The sequence below is a fragment of the Allobosea sp. Root381 genome (genome assembly GCF_001429395.1).
GTDB lineage: Bacteria > Pseudomonadota > Alphaproteobacteria > Rhizobiales > Beijerinckiaceae > Allobosea.
In genome coordinates this window covers 251,203-273,245 of sequence record NZ_LMJT01000034.1, presented here as the reverse complement: position 1 = coordinate 273,245, position 22,043 = coordinate 251,203, and the positions used below count along the sequence as shown (strand labels likewise).

Below are 22,043 nucleotides of genomic sequence, written 5' to 3'. Positions count from 1 at the left end.
CTCGCCTCAGAACCTGACGGCAAGGTTGGCCTTGAAGGCATGGTCCTGGGCGTCGGTTGCGAGCTGGCCGGTGTAGGAGACGCCGAGCGTCGCGCTCCGGCTGATGGCGAGGTCGAGCCCGGCTTCGAGGAGCGCCGCATTCTTCGCGATCGGGACGCCGGCGGTGCTGAACGGGGCGCTGCCGGCGAAGGCGAGCGTCGCCTGTGGGTCGACGTCGCCGAAGGCATGGCGCCAGGCCAGCGCACCGCGCAGCGTCAGGTCCATGCCGGAGAGTGCGAACGAGGTCGCGGCGCGCACGCCCAGTGTCGCGTGGCCGACGCCGGTGTTCTGGCCGCGGGCCGAGAGTGCCGCCGCCCCGCCGATCTCGCGGAAGCCATCCGTGCGGAGGTTGACATAGGCGAGGCCGGCGAAGGGCTCGAGCGCCAGCCGGGCGAGGTCGATCCGGTAGCCGAGCTCGCCGAAGACCTGGGCAGTAGCGGCGTTGTAGTCGCTGGTCAGGCGGTCGCCGAAGCCGGCGAAGCTGACGGTGCGGCGTGTCTCGACATCGTGCCAAGTGTAGCTCGCGCCGAGCCGCAAACCGAGCGCGCCCCACTGCCCGCCGCCATAGAGGCCGAGATGGTAATTGTCGCTCTCGCCCGAGGACAGCCGGCGATTCACCTTGAACTCCGAGCGGCTGTAGCCGGCGAGCAGGCCGAAGCGCAGGGTGTCGAAAGCGGCGACATCGGCGCCGAGCAGGAAGCCGCCGGTCGAGCGCGTCAACTTGCCGGCATTGGCAGTCGCATCGCTGCGACCCCAGGAGCCATAGCCCTGGCCCCAGACGGCGAAGCGGTCCTGCCGCAGCGCCGGCATCGGGCCGGTGGTAGCGTGCGCGCTGTCGGCGGCAAAACCGTAGCTCAGCGTCGSCATCGGCGCGGCGCCGACCGCACCGAAGGCCGAGCGCAACCGGTCGACCGCGGCTGAACGGACAGCGCCGCTCTCCTCGACCAGGGCCGTCTTCGCCGAGGCGTGGACCTCGCCGGAGAGCGYGTCGAAGGCGGMCCGCGCCGAGGCGGCRTCGAGCRTCAAGAGGCTGTTGTAGAATGCCAGCGTCCCGCCGATCTGCGGCAGCGTGTCGAGCGCGCCTGCGGTGGCGAACTGGTTGCGTGTCTGCGCCACCCCGCCGAAGACGACCGGCGGCGTGCCACCGCCTCCTCCACCGCCGCCGCTGTCCTTGACCGCGATGGTGAGCCCGATCCGGCTCGTCGACGGATCGAGCGAAAGATCGAGGAAGGCCGAGGTGGTCGTCATCGAGGCGAAGCTGCCGATGACGCCGCCACCTGCGGTCAAAAGCGTGTAGCGCTGCCCGGGCTGGTAGCTCACCTCAGGATCGAGTGCGGCGATGGTGACCTTGCTGCCCATCACCGTTGCGGAGCCGGACACCGCTATCAGGTCTGCGCCACCACTGCCGGTGATCTCGGCCGCATAGGTCGAGCCGGGAGCGAGCACGAGATTGCCGTTGACGGTCAGCGTGCCGATCGAGTTGCCGGGCGCGATCGTGGCGCCGGATTGGATCGTGGTGGTACCGACCGTGCCTGCGCCCGCGAGCGTCGCGCCGCCCAGCACGGTGACGGCAGAGTTCGCGAGCGAGCCGTTGACCGAGAGCTTGCCAGCCTCGACCGTGGTCGCGCCGGTCAGCTTGCCGGCGCCGGAGAGGTTCAGGCTGCCGGCGCCGCGCTTCGTGAAACTGCCCGAGCCATTGATCGCGTTGGAGAAGTCGGCATCGGTCGGCTGATCGATCACCAGCGCGGCATTGTTCAGGATCGGGCCGGAGCCGAAGCTTGTCGCCGAACCCAGCAGCGTGCCCGCCGTGATCGTCGTGCCGCCGCTGTAGGTATTGCCGGTGGCAAGCGTCAGCGCACCGGCGCCTTGCTTCGTGAAAGCGCCCGAGCCGGAGAGCGCATTGGCGAAGCTGGTATCGGCCGGTTGGTCGAGCACGAGCACGCCATTGGTCACGATCGCGCCCGAGCCGAAGCTCGTGGCGGAGCCGATCAGCGTGCCGGCCGCAATCGTCGTGCCGCCGGCATAGCTGTTGAAACCGGTCAGCGTCAGCGCGCCGGCGCCGAGCTTTGTCAGGCTGCCGGCGCCTGAGACCGGCCCGACCAGTTCGAACTGCGTGCCGGCCGCCACGTCGAAGCCGCCGGCGCCGGCGAGCGTTACCGTGCGCGCCGTGGCGAAGCTCGTCGTGGTCGCCAGCGTGCCGCCGTTGAAGACCAGGCCGCCGCTGAGGGCGCCGAGATTGGTATCGGACGAGACCTGCAGCGTTCCGCCGCTGAGGGTCGTGCCTCCGGAATAGGTGTTGAGGCCCGAGAGGATCAGCGTGCCGGCGCCGACCTTGGTCAGGCTGGTGCCGCCGCCATCGACCAGAGCGGAGCCGATGGTGGTGGTGACGCCGGCCGCGGTGTTGATCGTGCCGCCGGCGGCGACGCCGAGGGCCAGCGCATCTCCGGTCAGCAGATAGCCGTCGGTGTTGAACTGGAGCGTGTCGAAGCTCTGCGAGCCGGATACGGCCACGGTGCCTGCGCTGCCCTGGAACACGCCGACCGAACCGAGCCAGGGCGCGTTCGGATCGGAGGTTCCGGGGGTCGCTGCCCAATTGGTGTTGGTCGCGTTCCAGGTACCGCTGCCGCCATCGGCGGAGCCGTTGCCGCCGGTATCCGCGCCATCCCAGAACTGCAGCGTCTGCGCCGCCCCCGTCACGGCGAGATTGACCTGGTCAGGCGCGCCGGAGGGCGCGATGTAGACCATCGCCGCGGCTCCCGCGACCGAAGGCGCCGAGATCGTGACCGTGTCGAAGTCGCCGCTGATCGCGCCACCGCCGGTGACATCGAAGAGGCGGTAATACCCTGCCGAAGCGACGGTGGCGCTGAGCGTGCCTCCGAGCACGAGGTTGCCTGCGGCGCCGATGCCGTCGACGATCACGAGGTCGTTGGTCGGGCCGCCGACCACGCCGGGGCTGTTGAGTTCGAAAATCGTGTTCGAGCCGCTGTTCAGCGTCAGCGACGAGACCGTCAACGTGCCGGGGCTGTTGCCGGCGGACAGCGTGCCGCCGGACTGGATCGTGACGGCACCGCCGATCAAGCCCGAACCGCCGAGCGTTGCGCCGCTCGCGACCGTCACCCCAGACGTCGCGGTGAGCGCGCCGTCGACCAGCAGGGTGCCGCCCGCCACCTGCGTCGCGCCGTCATAGCTGCTGGTGCCGCTCAGCGTCATCGTGCCGGAGCCGGTCTTGATCAGCTCGCCGGTGCCGGAGATGGCGCCGCCGAAGGCGGCACTCGCATTGCCGTTGCCGAGCGTAAGCGTGCCGCTGCCCAGGGTCACCGAGCCTGCGCCCGCCCCGATACCGACGAGCCGGCCGACTGACTGGTCGAAGCCGCCGAGATCGAATATGGCGCCGGTGCCGATGGCGACCTCGCCGCTTGCGTCAAGCCGATCCGCCGCGGCCAGGCGAATCTGCCCACCCTCGATCATGGTGCCGCCCGTATGGGTATTGCTGCCGGAAAGGGTCAAGATGCCCGCGCCGACCTTGGTCAGCGAGCCGTTCCCGGTCACCGTTCCGGAAAAGGAGGAGCCGACATTCTCCTCGCCTACGGAGAGCCTCCCGCCGCTGCCGAGCAGAACGGTGCCGCTGCCGGTTAACCCGGCGAAGCTTTGCTGGTGGCCGTCGAGATCGAGGGTGGCGCCGCCGAGGATGCCGGCGGTGGCCGTCGAAACCAGCCGGTCATCGTCGCCGAGCCTCAGCGTGCCCTGCGAGACGACGAGAAGACCGCTATCACTGCGCCGGCCCGTCAGCGTCAACACGCCGATGCCGGCCTTGGTCAGACTGCCCGTGCCGGAGATCGTGCCGGAATAGGTGGCGTCCACCGCCTGATTGACGGTCAACAGGGCGGTGCCCATCGCGATGCTGCCGCCTCCGGAGAGAGAGCCGATCGACTGTTCGTGGCCGTTGAGATCGAAAACCGCGGCGCCGCTGCTGTCGAGGCTGAGCCCTGACGAGGCCGCGATGACATTCGCGGCTCCGGCCCGAAGCGTGCCCTGCTGAATCGTCGTTTGGCCGGTGTAGCTGTTGGCGGCCGACAAGGTCAGCCTGTCGGTTCCGGATTTGATGAAGCTCCCGGCCCCCTGGATGACGCCGGAGTAGGTGCGAAGCGACCCGGAGCTGGAACTGTATTCGAACGTTCCGCCCGCATTGACCGTGATGCTGGAGCTGAATGAGCTGCTGCTGGAATATTGAAGGATGCCGGCGTCGATCCGGGTCACGGTCCCTGTGGATGTCCCGCCCGTCAGTATCAGCCGGGCAGGACCGGTCTTCACGATCGTCCCCAAGCCGTTGACCGAGTTATCGGCGGTCTGCGTTGCGGCGTTGTTGAATTGAAGCGTCCCGTTCGACGACATCTCGACCAAACCGACGATGGAGCCGTCCGTCGTCCCGTCACCGAGCCTCAGCGTTCCGTTGTCTATCGTGGTCTGACCTGAATAGCTGTTCGCGCCGGTCAGGGTCAGCGTACCGGTGCCGACCTTGGTGATGCCGATCGCGTTCTGAATGGTGCCGGAATAGGTGGTGCTCGAATTCAGCCCACCGACCGACAGCGTTGCCGGTCCGTCCGATCGTATGAAGCCGCTGCCTTCGATCGAGCCGAGGGACAGCGTCTGGCCGGTGAAGTCGCTCAGGTTCAGAAATCCGCCCTGGCCGATGAAGCGCGAGCCGGCGGCCGAGGCTCCGGCGTTGAATTGGATGGCGCCGGAACCCGCGCCCCCAATGAGGGCCATCGCGCCCGTAACCTGGCCACTAATGACAAAACCGCCGTTGGCACCGGCAGAAAGGGTTTGTTCGACGAGCGAGCTGTTGGTGATGTCGGCGATGGACATGCCGATGCCGGGGCTCGTCGACAGCGTGTAGGCGGGCGCGTTGCTGACGTATTCGAGCAGCGAGAGGCCGTGGCTCGCCGTGATCGTTACATTCCGCATTGCTGCGGGGTCGTTGACGAAGGTCGCCGTCGCCGGCACCGATCCGCCAGCCCAATTCGAACCGAGGTTGAAGTCCCCAGTGAAACCGAGCCAGTCCGCCGCGTGCGCGGTGGCGGGCGCCATCACAGGCGTGGCAGCCACGGCGAGCGCGATACCGCTCACCATCGTTGTGTTCAACAACGCGCCCCGCCACCCCGAAAGCGTGTTGGCGGCGACGTCACGGCTCATCGAACGTATCATCTTATGCCGCAGCCCCGGACCATCGAATCATCGGCGACTGCAGGCCCCGGCCTTGCCGCATGCCCAAGGAAAACTAAAGAAATCGGATCGGTGCCGCAAGGATTTATTTATTCGCTTTATGTATGCGTTCGCGCAATCAAACGTAGAGCAGGCTATAGAGTGAGAGGAGTAAACTGAAGATTGCTCTAGAATATCAAAAAATCAATCTTGCGAATTTCCGGAGTTGCTAAAGAAATTTCGACATTTCCTGGCGTTATGAAAGAGCGGACGTTCCCGATCGTCTTCCGGAGCGCGTCGAAGGTTCCGGCAGCGACACGCCGCAGATGGGCCTGAGCTTGGTGAAGGCATGTCGATCGTGTTGAGGGAGGGGCTTTGGGGCGGTCGCGCGCGTGAACGAAGAGATTGAGGTGGAACTCGCCTGTCACGGCAGAGGCTTCCGTGATGATGGATCCAAAAGTCCGGACTGAGCCGGTACGCATGCGCCGCAGCGCCTTTGCCGGGGCTAGTGGCTCAGCAGTCGTTCGCGAAAGGTCGCTCCCTTGCCGCGCGTGCGGGCGAGGCCGCGGCGTTGCAGCTCAGGAACAAGGCCTTCCGTGATCTCCGCGATATAGCGGCGGCTGAAATCGGTGTTGGCGATCGGGAAGCCGGCGCCGCCAACACTTCGCATCGTCCTAACGCAATCTACATTTCTCCCCGCTAGCAAGCCCCGGTCTCGCATAGGCAGCTCAGCCTTGCGGTATCTGGCTGGGGGAAGCGGATCATGCACGCCATCGTCGGGCGCGGTGCCGGAAAGCTCGTGGGGGCCGTGGAGCCGTCGCTGCTACGCGACGAACTGCTCGGCGAGGTCTTCGAGGCCTCTGCGAAGCGGACGCCCGAGCACACAGCCATCATCTTCGGCACCGAGCGCGTCACCTATGCAGAGCTCGACGCCCGGGCCGACAAGGTTGCGCGCGCGCTGCGGGCGCGCGGCGTCGCGGCCGGCGCCTTCGTCGGCCTGTGGATGTCCCGTTCGCTCGACCTGCATGTCGCGCTGCTCGGCATCCTCAAGGCCGGCGCCGCCTATATCCCCTTCGACGCCGACGCCCCGCCCGAGCGCATCGGCGAATGCCTCGCCGATTGCGAGGCCAAGCTCCTGATCATCGACGACGCCACGCGCGCGAAGCTCGACCGGGAGCTGCCCGCGCCCGCCGCAAGCTGCCGCGAGCTCATCGCCGCAGGCGCCGGTGCCTCGCCGGTCGATCCGCGCGCAGACGGGGTGACGCCGGCGAGCCCGGCCTATGCGATCTACACCTCGGGCTCGACGGGCAAGCCCAAGGGCATCGTCATCGCGCACAGCAACATCTGCCACTATCTGCGCTCGTCGAACCTCGTTTACGGCATGGAGGCGAGCGACGTCTCCTTCCAGGGCGCCTCCGTTGCCTTCGATCTCTCGCTCGAGGAGATCTTCGTCCCCTATCTCGTGGGCGCCACGCTCTGGGTCGCCTCGGCGCAGGTTCTGGGCGAAGTCGAGCGCCTGCCCGCTTTGATGGCGGAGGCCGGCATCACCGTGCTCGACACGGTGCCGACGCTGCTCGCCATGATGCCGCAGGACATCCCGAGCCTGCGCATCATCATCCTCGGCGGCGAGGCCTGCCCGCCCGCCGTCCGCCAGCGCTGGTGCCGCCCGGGCCGCAAGGTCTTCAACTCCTACGGCCCGACCGAAGCCACCGTCGTCGCGACCGTCGACGAGGTCACGCCCGACGAGGCCGTGACCATCGGACTGCCGATCCCGAACTACACCTGCTACGTCGTCGACGAGGAGATGCGGATCGTCGGCACCGGCACCGAGGGCGAATTGCTGATCGGCGGCCCCGGAGTCGCGGCGGGCTATCTCGGCCGCCCCGAGCTCACCGCCGAGAAGTTCATCCCCAACCCCTTCCGCGGCGACGGCAACGACCCGGTGCTCTACCGCTCGGGCGATGCGGTCAGCATCTCCGACACGGGCAAGATCCTCTTCCACGGCCGCATCGACGACCAGGTCAAGCTGCGCGGCTTCCGGCTCGAACTCGGCGAGATCGAGGCCAGGCTCTGCGACCTGCCCGGCATTTCGCAGGCGACGGTGGTGCTGCGCCGCGACGACGGCATCGACCGGCTCGTCGCTTTCGTGGTGCCCGATGCCGCGACCGCGTTCGACCGTGCGGCGGTGCGTGCCGCACTGAAGGAAACCCTACCGCCCTATATGGTGCCGTCGCATTTCGAGGAGATGGCGAGCCTGCCGCGCCTGACCTCGGGCAAGGCCGACCGCAAGACGCTCAAGGCCGCGCCGCTGACCATCGCCGCTTCGACCGAGGAGCAGGAGGAGCCGCAAAGCGCGACCGAGGCCGCGCTGCTCGCCGCCGCCAAGCCGCTGTTTCCGGGCCAGTCGATCGGCTTCGAAGCCGACTTCTTCGCCGATCTCGGCGGCCATTCGCTGCTCGCCGCGACCTTCCTCGCAGCCGTGCGCGGCAATCCCGACCTGCCGAGCATCACGCTCGAAGACGTCTACAGCCTGCGGAATCTGCGCGCGATCGCGGCCAAGCTCGACGAGCGCGGACGGGCGAGCGTGGGCCGTGAGGCGCGCGATCTCTCCTTCACGCCGCCGCCGCCGCTCCGCCGTCTGCTCTGCGGGCTGGCACAGCTCGCCTGCATGCCGGTTCTGCTGCTGGCGCTGACCGGCCCGTGGCTGACGATCTACGTCATCTACGAGCTGATCACGGTCGACGGCAGGATCGAGACGCGCGAGATCCTGATGATGATGGGCATCTACGCGCTCGTCACACTGTCGGTGATGCTCGCCGGCATCGTCGGCAAGCGCCTGGTGCTCTGGCGCACGACGCCCGGCCGCTACCCGCTCTGGGGCGTCTATTTCTTCCGCTGGTGGCTCGCCCGCCAGTTCACCTCGATGGTCCATCTCGGCCTGATGCAGGGCACGCCGCTGGCGAGCTTCGCCATGCGCCTCCTCGGCGCCAAGGTCGGCAAGGGCGTCTTCGTCAGCGGCTTCGAGGCCGGCGCCGTCGACCTCATCGAGATCGGCGACGACGTCACGCTCGGCGGCAAGCTCAGCCTCGCCAATGCCGAGGTGATCGGCAACGAGCTGGTGATCGGCAAGATCACGATCGGCAAGGACGCCTATATCGGCACCTCCTGCGCCATCGGGCACGACACGGCGATCGGCGAAGGCGCCGAGCTTGCCGACCTGACCGCGCTCGCAGCCGGCAGCCGCGTCGCCGCCTTCGAGCACTGGGACGGGTCGCCCGGCCGCCATGTCGGCACGGTCGATCCGGCCGTCTGGCCCAAGGCCGCGCCGCAGCCTTCGTTGCCGGTCCGGGCGCTGCAGACCGCCTTCTTCGCGCTCATGCTGCTGGTGATGCCGGCGCTGGCGCTGCTGCCGATCTTCCCGGCCTTCTTCATCCTCGACCGCTTCGACGGCCCCCTGCAGGAGCTGACCGGCATCGATTACCGCTGGCTGCTGCCGGTTATCGCCTGGCCGACGGCAATGGTGCTGATGCTCGGCACCGTGCTGCTCGTCACCGCTTTGCGCTGGCTCGTCCTGCCGCGCTCGGTCGCGGGAACGCATGCGATCGCCTCCGGCTACGGCTTGCGCAAATGGACCGTGGGCCTCGCTTCCGAGGTGATGCTCCAGAGCCTGTCCTCGCTGTTCTCCACCGTCTACATGCGGCTCTGGTACCGCCTGATGGGCGCGAAGATCGGCAAGGACACCGAGATCGCCACCAATTTCGGCGGCCGCTACGACATGATCGAGATCGGCGATCGCTGCTTCGTCGCCGATGAGGCTGTGCTCGGCGACGAGGATGTCCGCCGCGGCTGGATGACCGCGAAGCCGGTTCGCACCGGCGACCAGGTCTTCGTCGGCAATGACGCGGTGGTGCCGCCCGGCGCCTTCCTGCCGACGGGCTCGCTGCTTGGTATCAAGTCCAAGCCGCCCGCCGACGTCGCGATGCAGCCCGGCGAGACCCGTTTCGGCAGCCCGCCGATCCTGCTGCCCTCGCGCCAGCGTTTCGACGATGCCGACATCGCCAAGACTTTCCGGCCGCCGCTCTGGCGCCGCGTCCTGCGCGCCGTCTTCGAGCTGTTCAGCGCCTCGATGCCGACGATGATGTTCATCACCCTTGGCACCATCACCGCCGAGCTGTTCCTCTTCCCGGCGCTGGAAAGCGCGCAGAGCTGGGGCGAGTTCGCGCCGGTCTTCATCGCCTGCGCGGTCGGCACCTCGGTTGCCCTGGCGACGGTGGTGCTGCTGATGAAATGGCTGCTGATGGGCGTCTACCGGCCCGGCAATCGCGGCCTCTGGTCCTGGTGGGCGCTGCGCACCGAGGCGATGACGACGCTCTACTGGGGCACTGCCGGCGCGATCCTGCTGAATGCACTGCGCGGCACGCCGATCCTGCCTTGGGCGCTGCGCCTCTTCGGCGTCAAGCTCGGCCAGGGCGTCTATCTCGACTCGACCGACATCACCGAGTTCGACTGCGTCAGCATCGGCGATTATGCCGCGATCAACGCGACGGCCAACCTCCAGACCCATCTCTTCGAGGACCGGGTGATGAAGGTCGGCCGCATCGAGATCGGAAAGGGCTGCGTCCTGGGCGGGCTGACCACCGTGCTCTACGACACCCGCCTCGGCGACCATGCCCGGCTCGGTCTTCTGACCATCGTGATGAAGGGCGAGGCGATTCCGGCACGGACCGAATGGGCCGGCGCGCCGGCCGCCCCGGCCTGACCTGCCATGTCCGGCGAGGCGGCTCTGCCGGACTTCAGCGGTCCGCCGCTCAACGCGATGACGGAGGCGCCTGACGCATCAGCGGCTCCGGAAGGCTCTATTCAAGGGGCTTTCGGCCGAGCAGGCGCAGTGTCGCGCGTCGGCCCGAGACGAACCAGGGGTAAAGCCGGCCGGCCCGGAGCCGGTCGCGCAGCAGCCAGCGCAGAATGCGTCGATGCAGCCCTCGCGCTTCGGTCAGCGTGGAGAGAAGCCAGATCGCATCGGCCCCGTGCCAGAAGCGGCCGCCATGGCGAACCACCATGCCTTCTTCCAGCGATAGCCCCGCATCGCGGACCTCTGCGAGCCGAGGATCACCGGATCGCGCATCGACCAGATCCACCGGGCCGACTTCGCGGCGAAGGTCAACAAGCCCGAGATAGCCGCGGCAGAACGGGCATTGCCCGTCATAGAAGATTTCCATCGCTCTCGTTCCGGCCTGCGTCAAAATGAATCGTTGAAGCGTTTCCGCGCGTTGGAGGAACGCGGAAACGCTTCAACCCGGAATAACGTTCGACGCGGCGCGTAATTCCCCAGAAGGGATGACAGGAGCCGGAATGATCGATTTTTCCAACACGGCCGCGGCGCTGCGGCAAAGCCGTGCCCGGCTTGCAACGCCCGTGAGCGGCCAATCGCTCGCCGTCTTCCGAATCCTCTTTGGGGCTCTCATCGTCTGGGATTGCTGGCGTTTCGTCCGGTATGATCGCCTCTGGCGCTACTGGGTCGCGCCCGAGTTCCATTTCACCTATGCCGGCTTCGGCTGGGTTTCGCCGCTGCCGGAGCCGTGGTTGCAAGCTGCCTGGCTCCTCCTCGGTGCGAGCGCGCTGTTCGTGATGCTGGGGCTGTTCTATCGCCCCGCCATCCTGCTGCTGACCGTGCTGTTCGGCTACTTCTTCCTGCTCGACAAGGCCGAGTACCTCAACCACTTCTATCTCGTCATCCTCTTCGCTTTCCTGCTCTGCGCGCTACCGGCCGCAAACTGCTGGTCGCTTGATTCCTGGCGCAGGGGCGGGGCCAGCGGTGCGGTTCCCTATGCCGCGGTCTTCGTGCTCCGGCTGCAGCTCGAGATCGTGCTGATCTTCGCCGGACTGGTGAAGCTGACGCCCGACTGGTTGAAGGGCGAGCCGCTCGGCCTGTGGCTGCGTCCGCAGGCCGGGGATTTCCCGCTCGGCTGGCTGCTCCAGTACGATTGGGTGCTGATCGCTGCGAGTCGGGGCACCATCGCGCTCCATATTCTCGGTGCGCCGCTGCTGCTCTGGCGCCCGACACGCCTGCCGGTCTTCCTGATCTACTGCGTGTTCCATCTGCTCAATGCGCAGTTCTTCAATATCGGCATCTTTCCGTGGCTGACCATGGCGGCGACGCTGATCATGTTTGCGCCGGATTGGCCCGGGCGCCTCCTTCGCCTTCTGAGGCTGCAGGCTCCTGCCGTTGCGGTCGCCGCAACCCCGCGCGGGGCGCTTCTCTCGCCGCTCGCGCTGGCTGCGATCGCAGTCTGGGCAGCGCTGCAGATCGGCCTGCCCTTGCGCAGCCTCGCCTTCGATTCCGACGTGCGCTGGGCCGGCGACGGACACCGCTTCTCCTGGCGCATGCGCATCTTCGATCGCGAGGCGGAGGGGTATTTCCGTATCGTCAGCCATCCTGATGGCCGCGAATGGCGCATCGATCCGGACGACTACCTCACGCCGCGCCAGGCGGCGACGATGCTGACGCGTGCGGACATGATCCACCAGTTCGCCAATCATCTGGCTCGGCGCTGGCGGGAGGCCGGTCATGGCTCCTTATCGGTCCATGCTCACGTCCGAAAGTCGTTGAATGGCCGGCCGGCCCAGGAGTTCATCGATCCCGCCGTCGATCTCGCGGCCGTTCAGCTCAACCAGTTCGCGCCCGACGATTGGGTGCTGCCGCTGGAGCGGTCCGCGTGGGGCGCGGCGGACAACCGCGCGCTCGAGGCGATGCGTGCGACTGCGAACAAAATCGACAATCCCGGGAATAAGTCCGCCGCCGGTCCGTAGTCCCTTTCAGCAGCCCAGCGAGGCTGTCTTGCGAAAGGACACGACATGCCAGGAGCCACCACGCTTCGAGCCACCACCCTTCTCGCCGGCGTATTGCTGCTCGGCGTCAGCATGCCTGCCTCCGCGGGCAGCGTGAAAGCGGATCCGCTGCACGGGCCGTTCGCGGAACAGGCGCTCCCCATCGACCGGGACGGCTACCGCATCGCGCAGAACTATCGCGACTATAGCAACCGGGCGAATGATCGCCGCTGGCGCGACGACGACGATGATGACGACAACCGCCGCAGCCGTTTGCGGCGCGGCCGGCGCCAGCGCGACGATGACGACGATTGAATTGCCCTAACCGCCAGCGGCCGAGCACAGCTTGTCCAGCTGTGGAACGCCGTGGCCGAACACGTCATCCCGCCCCGGCGCGCCGAGATCGCGCGCCGTGGCCGCCAGCGCGGCCACGAGCGCTTCGCCTTGCAGGGCTGGATCGCGCGCCGCCGCCAGCGCCGCCGCAGCCGCGACGAAGGGCGCGGCGAAGGACGTTCCGGTACGCCCTTGCATGCCGCGTCCCGCGGCGGCCGCAACCGAAACGCCGGGCGCGGCGAAGTCGATATGGGCACCGCGGCCGGCACGACGATAGACCTCGCCGCGCCGGTCGACGGCGGTCACCGCCAGGACGCCGGCATAGGCGGCCGGGTAGAGCGGGGGAGCCTGATGACCGTCATTGCCCGCGGCCGCGACGAGCACGAGCCCCCGCTCGGCGACGAGCCGCGCGATCAGCCGCTCCAGTGCGAGGTTGGCCGGCCCGGCCATGCTGAGATTGACGACGCGCACGCCGCGTTCCACGACCAGATCGAGCGCCTGCAACATGGCTGTTTCGCATCCTGCGCAATGCCTGGCTCGACCAGTTGCGGCGGCGCCGGACCATGGGCGTTGCGCTCGACCCCGAGGAAATTGACCGCAATACCGCGATAGACGGTGCGGCCGCGGCCGAGGCCGTGCTGACACTGCGGTCGGTCGAGGAAGCCATGAAGACGCTCTCGGAGGATCATCGCACGATCCTCCATCTCGTCTGTGTTGAGGAACTCTCCTATGCCGAAGCTGCCGAGGTGCTCGATGTTCCGAAAGGCACGGTGATGAGCCGTCTCGCCCGCGCCCGTCTCGCCCTTGCGGAAAGGCTGGGAATAGAATGAGCGCCGGTCCGTACATCCTCGCAAGGAGGGCGATTCGTGGCTGAGCCGGATCCCGACGACGCGATTCTCATGGCCTATGTCGATGGCGAGCTCTCGCCGGATGAGGCGGCTGGCGTGCGCCGGATGCTCGAGGACAACACGCGGGCTGCCGCACGCGTCGCGCTCTTCGAGAAGACGCGCGCGGCCTTGCAGGCCTCCCCGGGCGCGTCGGCGCCGCCGGTTGGCGAGCGATTGCTCGCCAATGTCCGCGCCGCGGCCAAAGCGAGAGAGCCTGTCGTGCGGTTCTCACCCCGGCCGTCGCGTCGGCCCGGAGCATGGCTGCCGACGGCGATGGCGGCCTGCCTGGCGCTCGCTGCCGGGGGCGTGCTCGGCTTCGGGCTCGCCGAACGCGGACGGCCACAGCCGGCCCTGGCCGATGTGGTTGCGGATGCGCGCTGGCGTAGCGCGCTCGCCGATCTTCCCTCCGGTGAAAGCCGAGACATCGGGCCCGATAAGGTGACGGCTGTCGCGAGTTTTCGTGACGGGCAAGGCCGGCTCTGCCGCGAGTTCGGCCATCGCGCGGCTGAGCGCAACCGGCTCGCTGTGCTATGCCGTGAGGGCGAGGGCTGGCACGTCGTCTTCCAGATGGCGATCGCCATCGAAACCGGCCAGGACTATCGCTCGGCCTCGTCGCATGAAGCGCTGGACGCGTATCTCGCTGCCAACAAGGCTGGTGCGCCCATGTCACGCGAAGAGGAGAGAGCGGCTTTGCGGCTATCGCCGTGATGGGCCAAAAGCGGCACCGGCACTCAGCCGGAAACGGGATGTTCGGCTTGGCAACGCTGGCGAATGTTGCGGTGATGGCATGGAACTGCCGGGGCCATGGCGTAATGCATTGAATCAAAAGGCGCGTGCTGCAAGCCAACGCAACACGAATTCCGGGCCTGATTTAACCCGGTTTCGCGTGTAAGATATTGATTTATGAGTGAAATGAATTGGTAGCGGGAGAGGGACTCATACCGCCCCCCCGAACAGAACAAATCGGGTTCAGCTACCACACGGCCGCGAAGAGGGTAGGGCGGTAGCGATCCCGGAAGGCCCACTGCTGGAGGCGATAGCGTAAGAGGCCTCATACTCTCCGCCAATTAGAACAAATTAGGTTCGGCTGTCGCATGCTCGCCGCACGGGGGTGACCCGCCGCATCGGAGAGCAGTGGTTCCGAGCTTATTTTAGTGATTCGGGCGCGGGTATTTGAGGCTCGGAGGCATCGTCACTTCGGTTGGGGGGCAGAAAAATGGTTGACCAAACCGCCATTATCGAAGTCGGGATCAAAGCGATCCAGGCAATGGATTACTTGATTGGAAAAATTCTCGACCTGCGCCCTCCGATTAGCGATCAAGTCGGACCACCTTACTTGCTTATTTCCAATCCCACTCTGCCCGAAGCTGTCGAGGCGCTTTGTCATTATCAGGCTCTTGCCTATTCCTGCCTATTCGATGACGGAGCGCGCCCAGCTTCGGAGGGAACTCACTTTAAAAAGCTTCGCTTGGCGAGGGTTGCTGAATTTCGCCGCAGGTGCCCGCAGGTCGAAATCAATCACTTACGAAACCGTGGATTTCGAAATGCTATCGCCCATTTCGACGAACGATATCTCAAGTTATTAGAACAGCAGCCGAATGACCCCAGGTTTCAAGATCTGGCTCTAAGCCATAGGTCCGCTATAAATATTGGGCCGGGCTCAGAAAGTAGATTGATCAGGGTGATCTGTTACGATGAAAATAGGGTCTATCTTTTTGGCGAGAGCATAAACATCGTTGAACTTAGGGCCGAAGGTGAGGCAATTATCCGAGCGCTGGGGTACGAATTCGACAGAAATATCCCGAAAAGAGAGGCAGAGTAACAAGGGCTCACCTGCGAACGATCCTGGAGGCTGGTGCTAAAATCTTGGCGCCGCGCTGCCTTCATGCCTCTCGGCGCGGGAGTGGTGTTGTCCGAGATGGCGGACAGGGAGGGATTAGCACCGGGTCTCTAGAGCCTATTTTTACGGGCTTTTCATCACTTTGGTTGCACAAAGTGTTGCACGTTATGTTGGACGAATCTCAGCCTCCTTCTTCCCAGTCTCCGCCCACCCTGCGGCGCCGCTCGATCGGCGCTGGCTCGGCCGGCAGCATGTCGTCGCCGCCGCCCTCGATCAAGGTCAGGCCGGCCATGCTCGGCGGCAGATCCGGCGGCCCGGCTTTGTAGAGATCCGGGCAATGCCCGCCACACTTCATCCCGTATTTCTGCGGCTTGCGCGCCAGATTGCGCGGTGACCACCAGCAACCGTCGATGAACATGCCGACGAGCCGGCCGAGCGTGATGTTGGGGCCGAACTTCGCCGCCAGGACGGCGAGCCGGACATCGGCCTGCCTGCGGCAGACCATGCAGCGGAACCGCACCACCACATAGGGATAGGCCCGCAACGACGTCTGATCGTCCGGCGGAGGGGCTGGATTCGACATGCCTCATGCTCTCTATTATGAGAACACAAAGAGAACATACAGCCCTACCCGTCAACCGCTCGAGGTCGCGTCATGAGCAGGAAACTGGACCCGTCAGGCTTTCGTTACGAGGTGCACGTGCAGCGACCGGGAGAGCGCGCAAGGCTGATTTCGCGGCATCATGTCCGCGGCAATGCCGACCGGCGCCTGCTTCAGCTACCGATGCAGGCCGGCGAGATTTTCTCGATCTATGAGGATGGCGTGCTGGTCCGCACGGTGCGGCTCCCGGCGCCGGGCGACCTGCCGGAGATTCCATTTTGAGCGGCCGGAACCCGCGCCGCGCCTATAGCCCCGACGGCAGCGAGATCGAGCCGGCGACGGTCGGCAGCGATCTCGCGCTAGGCCTGAAATGCGTCGAGATATTCTGCAACGACTGCGGCCACTACCGGAACGGCATCGACGTCAGTTCGCTGCCGCCCGAGACGCCGATCCCCGACATATGCTTGTGCTATGTCTGCTCGCGCTGCGGCTCCAAAAATCTGATGAGCCGGGGCGATACCCACGAACTCTACGAGTCGGCGACGGAGACGCGCCCGCTACGGCTGGTCGCGCTGATGGCCCTATCCGATCTCGAACACTGCGGCCTCGTCCGCGTCCTCGCGGAGGCCCTTGAACGATGCGTGCCGCAGCTTTCCGTCGTCGGTCCAGCCGCGGAACGCGATCTCGGCCGGTAGCTCGGGCGAGACCCAGATGACGCCCTTGCGCTTCATCGTGACGGCCGGCTTGTCGATTTTGAGCGCGGCGAGTTGCTTGCGTAAGGCAGTTCCGACTTTCGCGGTGAAACCCGTGCCGACGCCACCGACGTAGGCTAAGCCTTCCCCCTTGCGCGCGGCCAGGAGCAGCCGGCCTATGCCGCCGAGCGCAACGGTCGACGGCTCATAGCCGACGATGACGAAGGTCTCGCTCTGCACGCATTTGATCTTGCGCCAGTCGCCGCCGCGGCCCGGGCGATAAGGCGCGTCCGCGGTCGACGGCTCATAGCCGACGATGACGAAGGTCTCGCTCTGCACGCATTTGATCTTGCGCCAGTCGCCGCCGCGGCCCGGGCGATAAGGCGCGTCCCGGTCCTTCGCGATGATGCCTTCCAGGCCGAGCTTGCAGGCGAGATCGAGGAAGGCGTCGCTATCCGCGTCGACCTCCTCGCTGAAGCGGAGCGAGCTGTGTCGGGCGCGGGCGAGCGCATCGCCCAGGAGCTCGCGGCGCTGGCCGAGCGGGAGCGAGCGGAGATCCTGGCCGTTCAGGTAGAGCAGGGAGCGAGCTGTGTCGGGCGCGGGCGAGCGCATCGCCCAGGAGCTCGCGGCGCTGGCCGAGCGGGAGCGAGCGGAGATCCTGGCCGTTCAGGTAGAGCAGGTCAAAAGCATAGAGGATGGCGCCGGCCGCCGAACGCTTGCCGCCGCGCCCGCCAAGCGCCTTCTGCAGTGCGTCGAAGTCGGAAGCGCCACGCTCGTCGAGAACCACCGCCTCGCCGTCGAGGATGGCGGTGTCGACACCGAGCTCGCGTGCGTCATGCGCGATCGTCGGAAAGCGGCTGGTCCAGTCATGGCCGCCGCGCGTGATGATCCGGACCTTGGCGCCCGGCCCGATATGGACCGCCAGGCGATAGCCGTCCCATTTCACCTCATAGGCCCATTCCGGGCCAGTCGGCGCCTTACTGCTCAGCAGCGCGAGGCAGGGCTCGACCCGCTCTGGCATGGGATCGAAGAACAAAGCCCGCTGTCGAGCTTCGCGACGGCTCGGAGCAGGCCCCTTGATGATCTCGACCATTGGGCCGGGCCGAAGCATCCGCTGGGCACACATGACGCAACTCCGAACTCACAATGAGTCGAAACCGACGCTCCTGCGAATCGTTCCGTAGGGCTATGCCTCTCCTTCAGGAGAAACGCCCATGCCATACCCGCCCGAGAACCCGCCCCGCGCCTATTCCTTCCTCGCCGGTCGAGAGGTCAGCACGTGGTCCGAGGAATGGAAGGAAGAGTGCGAGGTCAAGTTCCTCGCCGAAATGCCGCTCACGAAGCGCAACCAGGCGCTGGACGGCGTGAAGGACGAACTGCGGGGCATCAAGCAGATCAGGGGCGACGCGGCTGTGGCGAAGCTCCGGGTGGAGATCGATCGCTATGCCGCTCTCATCGCAGTGAGGCATTGAATCAGGCATGAGCGATTCAGCCCAAAACAGCCGATAAAAGTACTGCGGCTCCGAAGGCAAACAGAGCCAGCAATAGCGGCGGGAAGAGAGCAAATGTCACCTCGCCATTCAAAGCTGGATGAGTCCGGCCTTCTTCGTCAGGACGAAATCTCCAGAGTAGCGCCAATCCCGCGATCCATAGTCCCAGACCCAAGAAGATCATGCTGACCACCTATTCTGCATTGTTAACGGGAGTGGTTTTGAGAAGCGCAACACCGTGAATCCGGCCACACCGGCAATCAGCGAGCCCGCGAGGATGCCGTATTTGACACGTTCCTGCATTGCAGGGTCGTGGAAAGCCAAAAGCCCAATAAAAAGGCTCATGGTAAAACCAATGCCGCAGAGCAGCGCCACGCCAAGCGTCTGCTGCCATGTCGCATCGACCGGTAGGTCAGCCCATCCGGCCCGGACCATCAGGACGACGGTGCCGAATACGCCGATCAGCTTGCCGAACACGAGCCCCGCAGCAACACCGACCGCCAGGGTGTCACCAACGACAGCGGAGCTGACGTTCGCGAACGAAACGCCGGCGTTGGCGAAGCCAAAGATCGGAACAATTAGGAAAGCGACAGGCCTGTGTAGCGCATGCTCGAGCCGGTGCAGGGGGGAGACTTCGGGGCTGGCCTCGGGCTTCCCAGGCGTCGTACGGATCGGAATCGTTAGGGCCAGAAGCACGCCAGCTATTGTTGCGTGAATGCCGGACATCAGCACGAACACCCACAATAGCACTCCGAATGCCAGATAGAGCCCGAGGCGGTTATGGCCGAATGCGTTGAGCGCTCGAAGGACACTAAACACCATCAGCGCTCCGAGGAGCGGGAAGATGTTGAGCTGCTCTGTATAAAATAGGGCGATGACCACCACCGCACCCAGGTCATCGATGATTGCGAGAGCGGCCAGGAAGACCTTGAGGGAAACCGGAACTCGCGATCCGAGAAGCGAAAGAACGCCCAGGGCAAAGGCTATGTCAGTTGCAGCCGGAATTGCCCAGCCTCTTAGAGCCATGGGATCGGACACGTTGAAGCCGACAAAGATCAGCCCGGGCACGACCATCCCACCCAGAGCCGCTATCCCAGGCAGCGCCCTGCGGCTCCATGTAGAGAGTTGGCCGTCCAGCACTTCGCGCTTGATTTCCAGCCCGACGAGCAGGAAGAAAATCGCCATCAGCGCATCGTTTATCCAATGCCGCAGGCTGAGCGGGCCGATATAGGTTTCGAGGGCGGCGAAGTAGGCGGGTGATAGCGGCGAGTTCGCGATGATAATGGCGGTGAGCGCAACGCCCATCAGCACCAACCCGCCGGCAGTCTCATGGCGCAGAAATTCGCGAAGTGTCGAAAAGGGCCGGTTCACAGGCGCAGATTCTCCGCGCTGGCGGCCCGACCTGCGCTTAACCTGCCCACCCACAATCGAGCGGAACACCCTGCCGGCTGTATGACATCCACATACCCTCCGGGCAACCCCTTGGCCGGGCGGAAGCGAAAGCCGGACAGCCGGGGTAGATCGCTATGCGGCGCTGGTCGCCGTCAGGCGCTGAAACGACAAAGGCCCGGCCGCATTGGCGGGCCAGTTCGTCATGGGCATTGGGGTCCCATGTGGATCGCGTTTTAAAACGGACAGCGGGTTAGGGCCGAAGCGCCGAAGAGGCCAGACATGCATCAGAGAAGTACTATTTGGAAGTAGTATCTGCTGCCGGGACACATACGAAAGAAACCGCGGGCTTTGGCCCCTCGCGCTGAATGATCGAGGCTTCTAAACCAGCAGTTTGGCACGCAGTTTTATCTGCATGAGGCCCAATCGGCGTCACTACCGATGAGCCGTAAGTGCTGAGGACCACCATCAGTAACAGATATTGGCCCATTAATCCCGTACCATTCTGGATGCTGGAACCTCAGTTGCGTGCAGGGGCGTTGTCAGCGGTAAAAATCAGCGAGGCGCGATATAACTCCGTGCCACTATCATCTTCGACCTTCGCGAACAGATGAACGCGCGGGCCGTTAGGCAGCTTTCCCACGATGGCGTCGATCATTCCGAGCTGAAGATCATCTTTCGCAGCTTTTGCGTCTGGGAATTCTGCGACAGTTTCGCACACATCGCCCTCGACGTCAGTGGTGAGTTTGAAGATAGGCATGACAGCTCCCTGACTGTCGCTCAACTATCCCCGCTATGGTTGGTTCCGCGGGAAAGCCGCTCCGCTGGCCTACCAAGCGGAGCTGTGAAGGGCCTTGAAATTTGAAATCGGCGAAACCAAAATTTTGATCTCGCTAGTGGCTACTCGCCCGCGAGCCCGGACCCATGTTGCTTTTAGGAGGATGTGGCAATGGCAGCACTTGGCGCTCTCACCCATGATTGGGAGGAGCAATCCGATGAAAAATGATCTGTTCGAACGCCCTGTCATCATCCTGACAGGCTTGGGGCATCCGACCGCCGTCTCGTCGGTCATGGAAGCTTACATGTTTCTGGCGGACTGGCCGACCAGCAAGCGAGACCCCGCGCACGGCTTCGCGATGAAAGCCTGCCTCGCCGCCCTGCGAGACGAAGTCGAAGCAGAGACCGCCAGGGGGCTTTTCGCCTCTTGGGCCGAGCGGGAAAATATCCTGGCCCCCGATCTCTCACCGTTCATCCGCAGTTGGCGAGTTGGTTCACCTGGCGCGGCGTGAACAAAAAATGGCCCGGCCTCCTTTCGGGGAACCGGGCCTCTGACCGTCGTCGCGCGAGGCGAACGGCCGCTACTGAACTGGCTACCGCACGATCCGACGCCACCGTTACATCCGCGGCCCGCATCCTGATCGGCGGTAGAGCGTGTGAGTGCCCGGCTGTTGGGGGAAGCAGCACATCACACGGCGCCAGCGAGCCGGCGCGGTCTGTAAACCTCACTCGCTGTCTATGGTTCCCAGATTATCGAACAACCTGAACGCCCATCGTCTGGGAAGCGCGCGCTCTGTAAAGAAGCAGGACGTTCCGCTTGAGATCGTCCTCGTCGAGAGCTGACGGCGCGCAGCTGGCGATCAAGTAGGCCAGCCTCAACCGCTCAGCCTCGCGTTTGGCTTCAGGCACGCTGTCTTCGACCTCCTTCCATGCGGCGTCCATCACGGCGTAGGCCCGCGCCAGGTCGGACGGGTCACTCATTGATGAAAAGGGCATTTCCCCCTCCATGGGCAACACGAACGGCAAAATTTTAGAAGAACAAGCGCACCCTGCAAGAGGCCGCTGAAACAAAAAAAGGCCGGCCACCCCGAAGGATGGCCGACCCGAACATGTGATCTAGAAGGGTCAGGCAGCCTCAAGCTCCTCCCACCGGTGACAGCCGGTTGAGCCGGCCAGGCTATCGCCGAAGCGATTTCATGCGGGCGGGTCGATGAAGACCGCTACTACCCCCGCGAAGAGAACGCCGAGCGCGACGAGCAGCCCGATCTTGATCCAGTGGCGCGTCGGCACCCGGCCAGCGACAGCCTCCGGCGCTACGAGGTGGCACAGCGCCCCGATGCAGGACAGGGCGATATGGAAGCCCCACCAGCCGGAGTTGAGCCATTCGAGCGGCTGGCCGGAAAGTCGCCAGAGGATCGACCCGCCCCGAGCGACGACCACGCCGAGCCAGCTGGCGAAGATCCCGATCGACAGGATGTTGGCGCCGTCGATCAGCCCATAGCGCAGCGCGTCGCGCGCGACTGGGGCATAGGCGACGACGATTCCGGCGGCGAGCGCCAGGACCATGACGTTGCCGATCTCGATCGCCTTGATCGGGCCCAAGAGCCAGATGGCGCCGGGGTAGCTCCCCAACACTGACACCAGCAAAGCAATGAGCGTGGTTCGACGCAGCGTGTTAGTAGGCATCGTCATCGACCAGCGTTCCTTGCGGCGGTGTTTGAGCCGACGCGGGCGATCACGTCCTTCAGCAATACCCGCAGCGAGCGTGTTTCTTCGATCTGATCGGCCGCCGCCTGGCGCACGCCGCCGACGGCCTGTTCTGCCTCGACGCGCGCAAGCGTCAGGTCGCGCATGCTGCTGCGGACACGGTCTTCGTTCATCCGCTTCGAACGCTGGGCTTCGCAGATCCACGCCGCCCGCGCCCAGACACGCGCTGCGCCGGAGCGCGCCGCCAGCATGATCTCC

The 22,043-nt window shown here is 65.4% G+C and carries 20 protein-coding genes and 1 pseudogene; 9 read left to right on the top strand and 12 right to left on the bottom strand.

Annotated elements, in window-relative coordinates; all coding sequences use genetic code 11:
• Nucleotides 1–6: 6 nt before the first annotated feature.
• On the bottom strand, nt 7–5,232 hold the full coding sequence (locus ASE63_RS21155) for an autotransporter domain-containing protein (RefSeq protein ID WP_162261814.1): 5,226 nt from the start codon (nt 5,230–5,232) through the stop codon (nt 7–9).
• Between the two features lie 514 nt (nt 5,233–5,746).
• Nucleotides 5,747–5,911, bottom strand: a complete 165-nt coding sequence (locus ASE63_RS27545) for a hypothetical protein (protein ID WP_156410521.1) — start codon at nt 5,909–5,911, stop codon at nt 5,747–5,749.
• A gap of 93 nt (nt 5,912–6,004) precedes the next feature.
• Here ASE63_RS27545 and ASE63_RS21150 point away from each other — a divergent pair, with 93 nt between their 5' ends.
• Complete coding sequence (locus ASE63_RS21150) at nt 6,005–10,000, top strand: Pls/PosA family non-ribosomal peptide synthetase (RefSeq protein WP_056806121.1); 3,996 nt, start codon at nt 6,005–6,007, stop codon at nt 9,998–10,000.
• Nucleotides 10,001–10,097: 97 nt separating this feature from the next.
• On the opposite strand, the gene ASE63_RS21145 is transcribed toward ASE63_RS21150, so the two are convergent.
• Entirely contained in the window at nt 10,098–10,460 is a 363-nt protein-coding gene (locus ASE63_RS21145) for a DCC1-like thiol-disulfide oxidoreductase family protein (protein ID WP_056806118.1), read from the bottom strand.
• Nucleotides 10,461–10,593: 133 nt separating this feature from the next.
• Between ASE63_RS21145 and ASE63_RS21140 the strand changes: the two genes are divergently transcribed.
• Together ASE63_RS21140 and ASE63_RS21135 are read left to right on the top strand one after the other, a co-directional pair.
• Nucleotides 10,594–12,051, top strand: coding sequence for an HTTM domain-containing protein (locus ASE63_RS21140; RefSeq protein WP_056806116.1), 1,458 nt, complete (start codon nt 10,594–10,596; stop codon nt 12,049–12,051).
• Nucleotides 12,052–12,096: 45 nt separating this feature from the next.
• Nucleotides 12,097–12,384: a hypothetical protein gene (locus ASE63_RS21135; protein WP_156410520.1), complete on the top strand. Its 288-nt coding sequence runs from the start codon at nt 12,097–12,099 to the stop codon at nt 12,382–12,384.
• A 6-nt stretch (nt 12,385–12,390) separates the two neighbouring features.
• On the opposite strand, the gene ASE63_RS21130 is transcribed toward ASE63_RS21135, so the two are convergent.
• A complete protein-coding gene (locus ASE63_RS21130) occupies nt 12,391–12,909 on the bottom strand; it encodes a S8 family serine peptidase (RefSeq protein ID WP_056806110.1) in 519 nt (172 codons plus the stop codon).
• Between the two features lie 2 nt (nt 12,910–12,911).
• Between ASE63_RS21130 and ASE63_RS21125 the strand changes: the two genes are divergently transcribed.
• From ASE63_RS21125 to ASE63_RS27540, 3 genes are all read left to right on the top strand, one after another.
• The gene (locus ASE63_RS21125) at nt 12,912–13,232 is read left to right on the top strand and encodes an RNA polymerase sigma factor (RefSeq protein ID WP_082610160.1); all 321 of its coding nucleotides are present in this window, start codon (nt 12,912–12,914) and stop codon (nt 13,230–13,232) included.
• Nucleotides 13,233–13,268: 36 nt separating this feature from the next.
• Nucleotides 13,269–13,997 (top strand): hypothetical protein, encoded by a 729-nt coding sequence (locus ASE63_RS21120; RefSeq protein WP_056806105.1) that lies wholly within the window; start codon nt 13,269–13,271, stop codon nt 13,995–13,997.
• A 508-nt stretch (nt 13,998–14,505) separates the two neighbouring features.
• Entirely contained in the window at nt 14,506–15,111 is a 606-nt protein-coding gene (locus ASE63_RS27540) for a hypothetical protein (RefSeq protein ID WP_156410519.1), read from the top strand.
• Between the two features lie 199 nt (nt 15,112–15,310).
• Here the strand turns inward: ASE63_RS27540 and ASE63_RS21115 are convergent, their stop codons facing one another.
• Nucleotides 15,311–15,712, bottom strand: coding sequence for a hypothetical protein (locus ASE63_RS21115; protein WP_056806102.1), 402 nt, complete (start codon nt 15,710–15,712; stop codon nt 15,311–15,313).
• Nucleotides 15,713–15,784: 72 nt separating this feature from the next.
• On the opposite strand from ASE63_RS21115, the gene ASE63_RS21110 reads away from it, so the two are divergent.
• Entirely contained in the window at nt 15,785–16,012 is a 228-nt protein-coding gene (locus ASE63_RS21110) for a hypothetical protein (RefSeq protein WP_156410518.1), read from the top strand.
• A 299-nt stretch (nt 16,013–16,311) separates the two neighbouring features.
• Here ASE63_RS21110 and ASE63_RS28765 read toward each other — a convergent pair whose 3' ends face one another.
• Entirely contained in the window at nt 16,312–17,034 is a 723-nt protein-coding gene (locus ASE63_RS28765) for a hypothetical protein (RefSeq protein ID WP_056806097.1), read from the bottom strand.
• Nucleotides 17,027–17,515, bottom strand: a pseudogene (locus tag ASE63_RS28760) (ATP-dependent DNA ligase); the annotation flags it as partial. The pseudogene ASE63_RS28760 and the gene ASE63_RS28765, both read right to left, overlap by 8 nt.
• A 121-nt stretch (nt 17,516–17,636) precedes the next feature.
• Between ASE63_RS28760 and ASE63_RS21100 the strand changes: the two are divergent.
• A complete protein-coding gene (locus ASE63_RS21100) occupies nt 17,637–17,894 on the top strand; it encodes a hypothetical protein (RefSeq protein ID WP_056806093.1) in 258 nt (85 codons plus the stop codon).
• A 198-nt stretch (nt 17,895–18,092) separates the two neighbouring features.
• On the opposite strand, the gene nhaA is transcribed toward ASE63_RS21100, so the two are convergent.
• Both nhaA and ASE63_RS21090 read right to left on the bottom strand, forming a co-directional pair.
• Nucleotides 18,093–19,283: a Na+/H+ antiporter NhaA gene (gene nhaA, locus ASE63_RS21095; protein ID WP_156410516.1), complete on the bottom strand. Its 1,191-nt coding sequence runs from the start codon at nt 19,281–19,283 to the stop codon at nt 18,093–18,095.
• Nucleotides 19,284–19,821: 538 nt separating this feature from the next.
• Entirely contained in the window at nt 19,822–20,061 is a 240-nt protein-coding gene (locus ASE63_RS21090) for a hypothetical protein (protein WP_056806090.1), read from the bottom strand.
• 235 nt (nt 20,062–20,296) lie between these two features.
• On the opposite strand from ASE63_RS21090, the gene ASE63_RS21085 reads away from it, so the two are divergent.
• Complete coding sequence (locus ASE63_RS21085) at nt 20,297–20,590, top strand: DUF982 domain-containing protein (RefSeq protein WP_056806208.1); 294 nt, start codon at nt 20,297–20,299, stop codon at nt 20,588–20,590.
• A 238-nt stretch (nt 20,591–20,828) separates the two neighbouring features.
• Here ASE63_RS21085 and ASE63_RS21080 read toward each other — a convergent pair whose 3' ends face one another.
• The 3 genes from ASE63_RS21080 to ASE63_RS21070 form a co-directional block, all read right to left on the bottom strand.
• Complete coding sequence (locus tag ASE63_RS21080) at nt 20,829–21,074, bottom strand: hypothetical protein (protein ID WP_156410515.1); 246 nt, start codon at nt 21,072–21,074, stop codon at nt 20,829–20,831.
• 198 nt (nt 21,075–21,272) lie between these two features.
• Entirely contained in the window at nt 21,273–21,770 is a 498-nt protein-coding gene (locus tag ASE63_RS21075) for a hypothetical protein (RefSeq protein ID WP_156410514.1), read from the bottom strand.
• The gene (locus tag ASE63_RS21070; RefSeq protein WP_056806083.1) at nt 21,767–22,036 is read right to left on the bottom strand and encodes a hypothetical protein; all 270 of its coding nucleotides are present in this window, start codon (nt 22,034–22,036) and stop codon (nt 21,767–21,769) included. The genes ASE63_RS21075 and ASE63_RS21070 overlap by 4 nt, the downstream gene beginning before the upstream one ends.
• Between the last annotated feature and the right edge of the window lie 7 nt (nt 22,037–22,043).

What these genes read in the sequence shown, in the direction of transcription:
- ASE63_RS21090 (WP_056806090.1), bottom strand. Translation starts at nt 20,061, where the DNA reads ATGCCTATCTTCAAACTCACCACTGACGTCGAGGGCGATGTGTGCGAA.
- ASE63_RS21080 (WP_156410515.1), bottom strand. Translation starts at nt 21,074, where the DNA reads ATGCCCTTTTCATCAATGAGTGACCCGTCCGACCTGGCGCGGGCCTAC.
- ASE63_RS21150 (WP_056806121.1), top strand. Translation starts at nt 6,005, where the DNA reads ATGCACGCCATCGTCGGGCGCGGTGCCGGAAAGCTCGTGGGGGCCGTG.
- ASE63_RS27545 (WP_156410521.1), bottom strand. Translation starts at nt 5,911, where the DNA reads ATGCGAAGTGTTGGCGGCGCCGGCTTCCCGATCGCCAACACCGATTTC.
- ASE63_RS21075 (WP_156410514.1), bottom strand. Translation starts at nt 21,770, where the DNA reads ATGACGATGCCTACTAACACGCTGCGTCGAACCACGCTCATTGCTTTG.
- ASE63_RS28765 (WP_056806097.1), bottom strand. Translation starts at nt 17,034, where the DNA reads ATGCGCTCGCCCGCGCCCGACACAGCTCGCTCCCTGCTCTACCTGAAC.
- ASE63_RS21145 (WP_056806118.1), bottom strand. Translation starts at nt 10,460, where the DNA reads ATGGAAATCTTCTATGACGGGCAATGCCCGTTCTGCCGCGGCTATCTC.
- ASE63_RS21100 (WP_056806093.1), top strand. Translation starts at nt 17,637, where the DNA reads ATGCCATACCCGCCCGAGAACCCGCCCCGCGCCTATTCCTTCCTCGCC.
- ASE63_RS27540 (WP_156410519.1), top strand. Translation starts at nt 14,506, where the DNA reads ATGGTTGACCAAACCGCCATTATCGAAGTCGGGATCAAAGCGATCCAG.
- ASE63_RS21070 (WP_056806083.1), bottom strand. Translation starts at nt 22,036, where the DNA reads ATGCTGGCGGCGCGCTCCGGCGCAGCGCGTGTCTGGGCGCGGGCGGCG.
- ASE63_RS21130 (WP_056806110.1), bottom strand. Translation starts at nt 12,909, where the DNA reads ATGTTGCAGGCGCTCGATCTGGTCGTGGAACGCGGCGTGCGCGTCGTC.
- ASE63_RS21140 (WP_056806116.1), top strand. Translation starts at nt 10,594, where the DNA reads ATGATCGATTTTTCCAACACGGCCGCGGCGCTGCGGCAAAGCCGTGCC.
- ASE63_RS21135 (WP_156410520.1), top strand. Translation starts at nt 12,097, where the DNA reads ATGCCAGGAGCCACCACGCTTCGAGCCACCACCCTTCTCGCCGGCGTA.
- ASE63_RS21115 (WP_056806102.1), bottom strand. Translation starts at nt 15,712, where the DNA reads ATGTCGAATCCAGCCCCTCCGCCGGACGATCAGACGTCGTTGCGGGCC.
- ASE63_RS21110 (WP_156410518.1), top strand. Translation starts at nt 15,785, where the DNA reads ATGAGCAGGAAACTGGACCCGTCAGGCTTTCGTTACGAGGTGCACGTG.
- ASE63_RS21085 (WP_056806208.1), top strand. Translation starts at nt 20,297, where the DNA reads ATGAAAAATGATCTGTTCGAACGCCCTGTCATCATCCTGACAGGCTTG.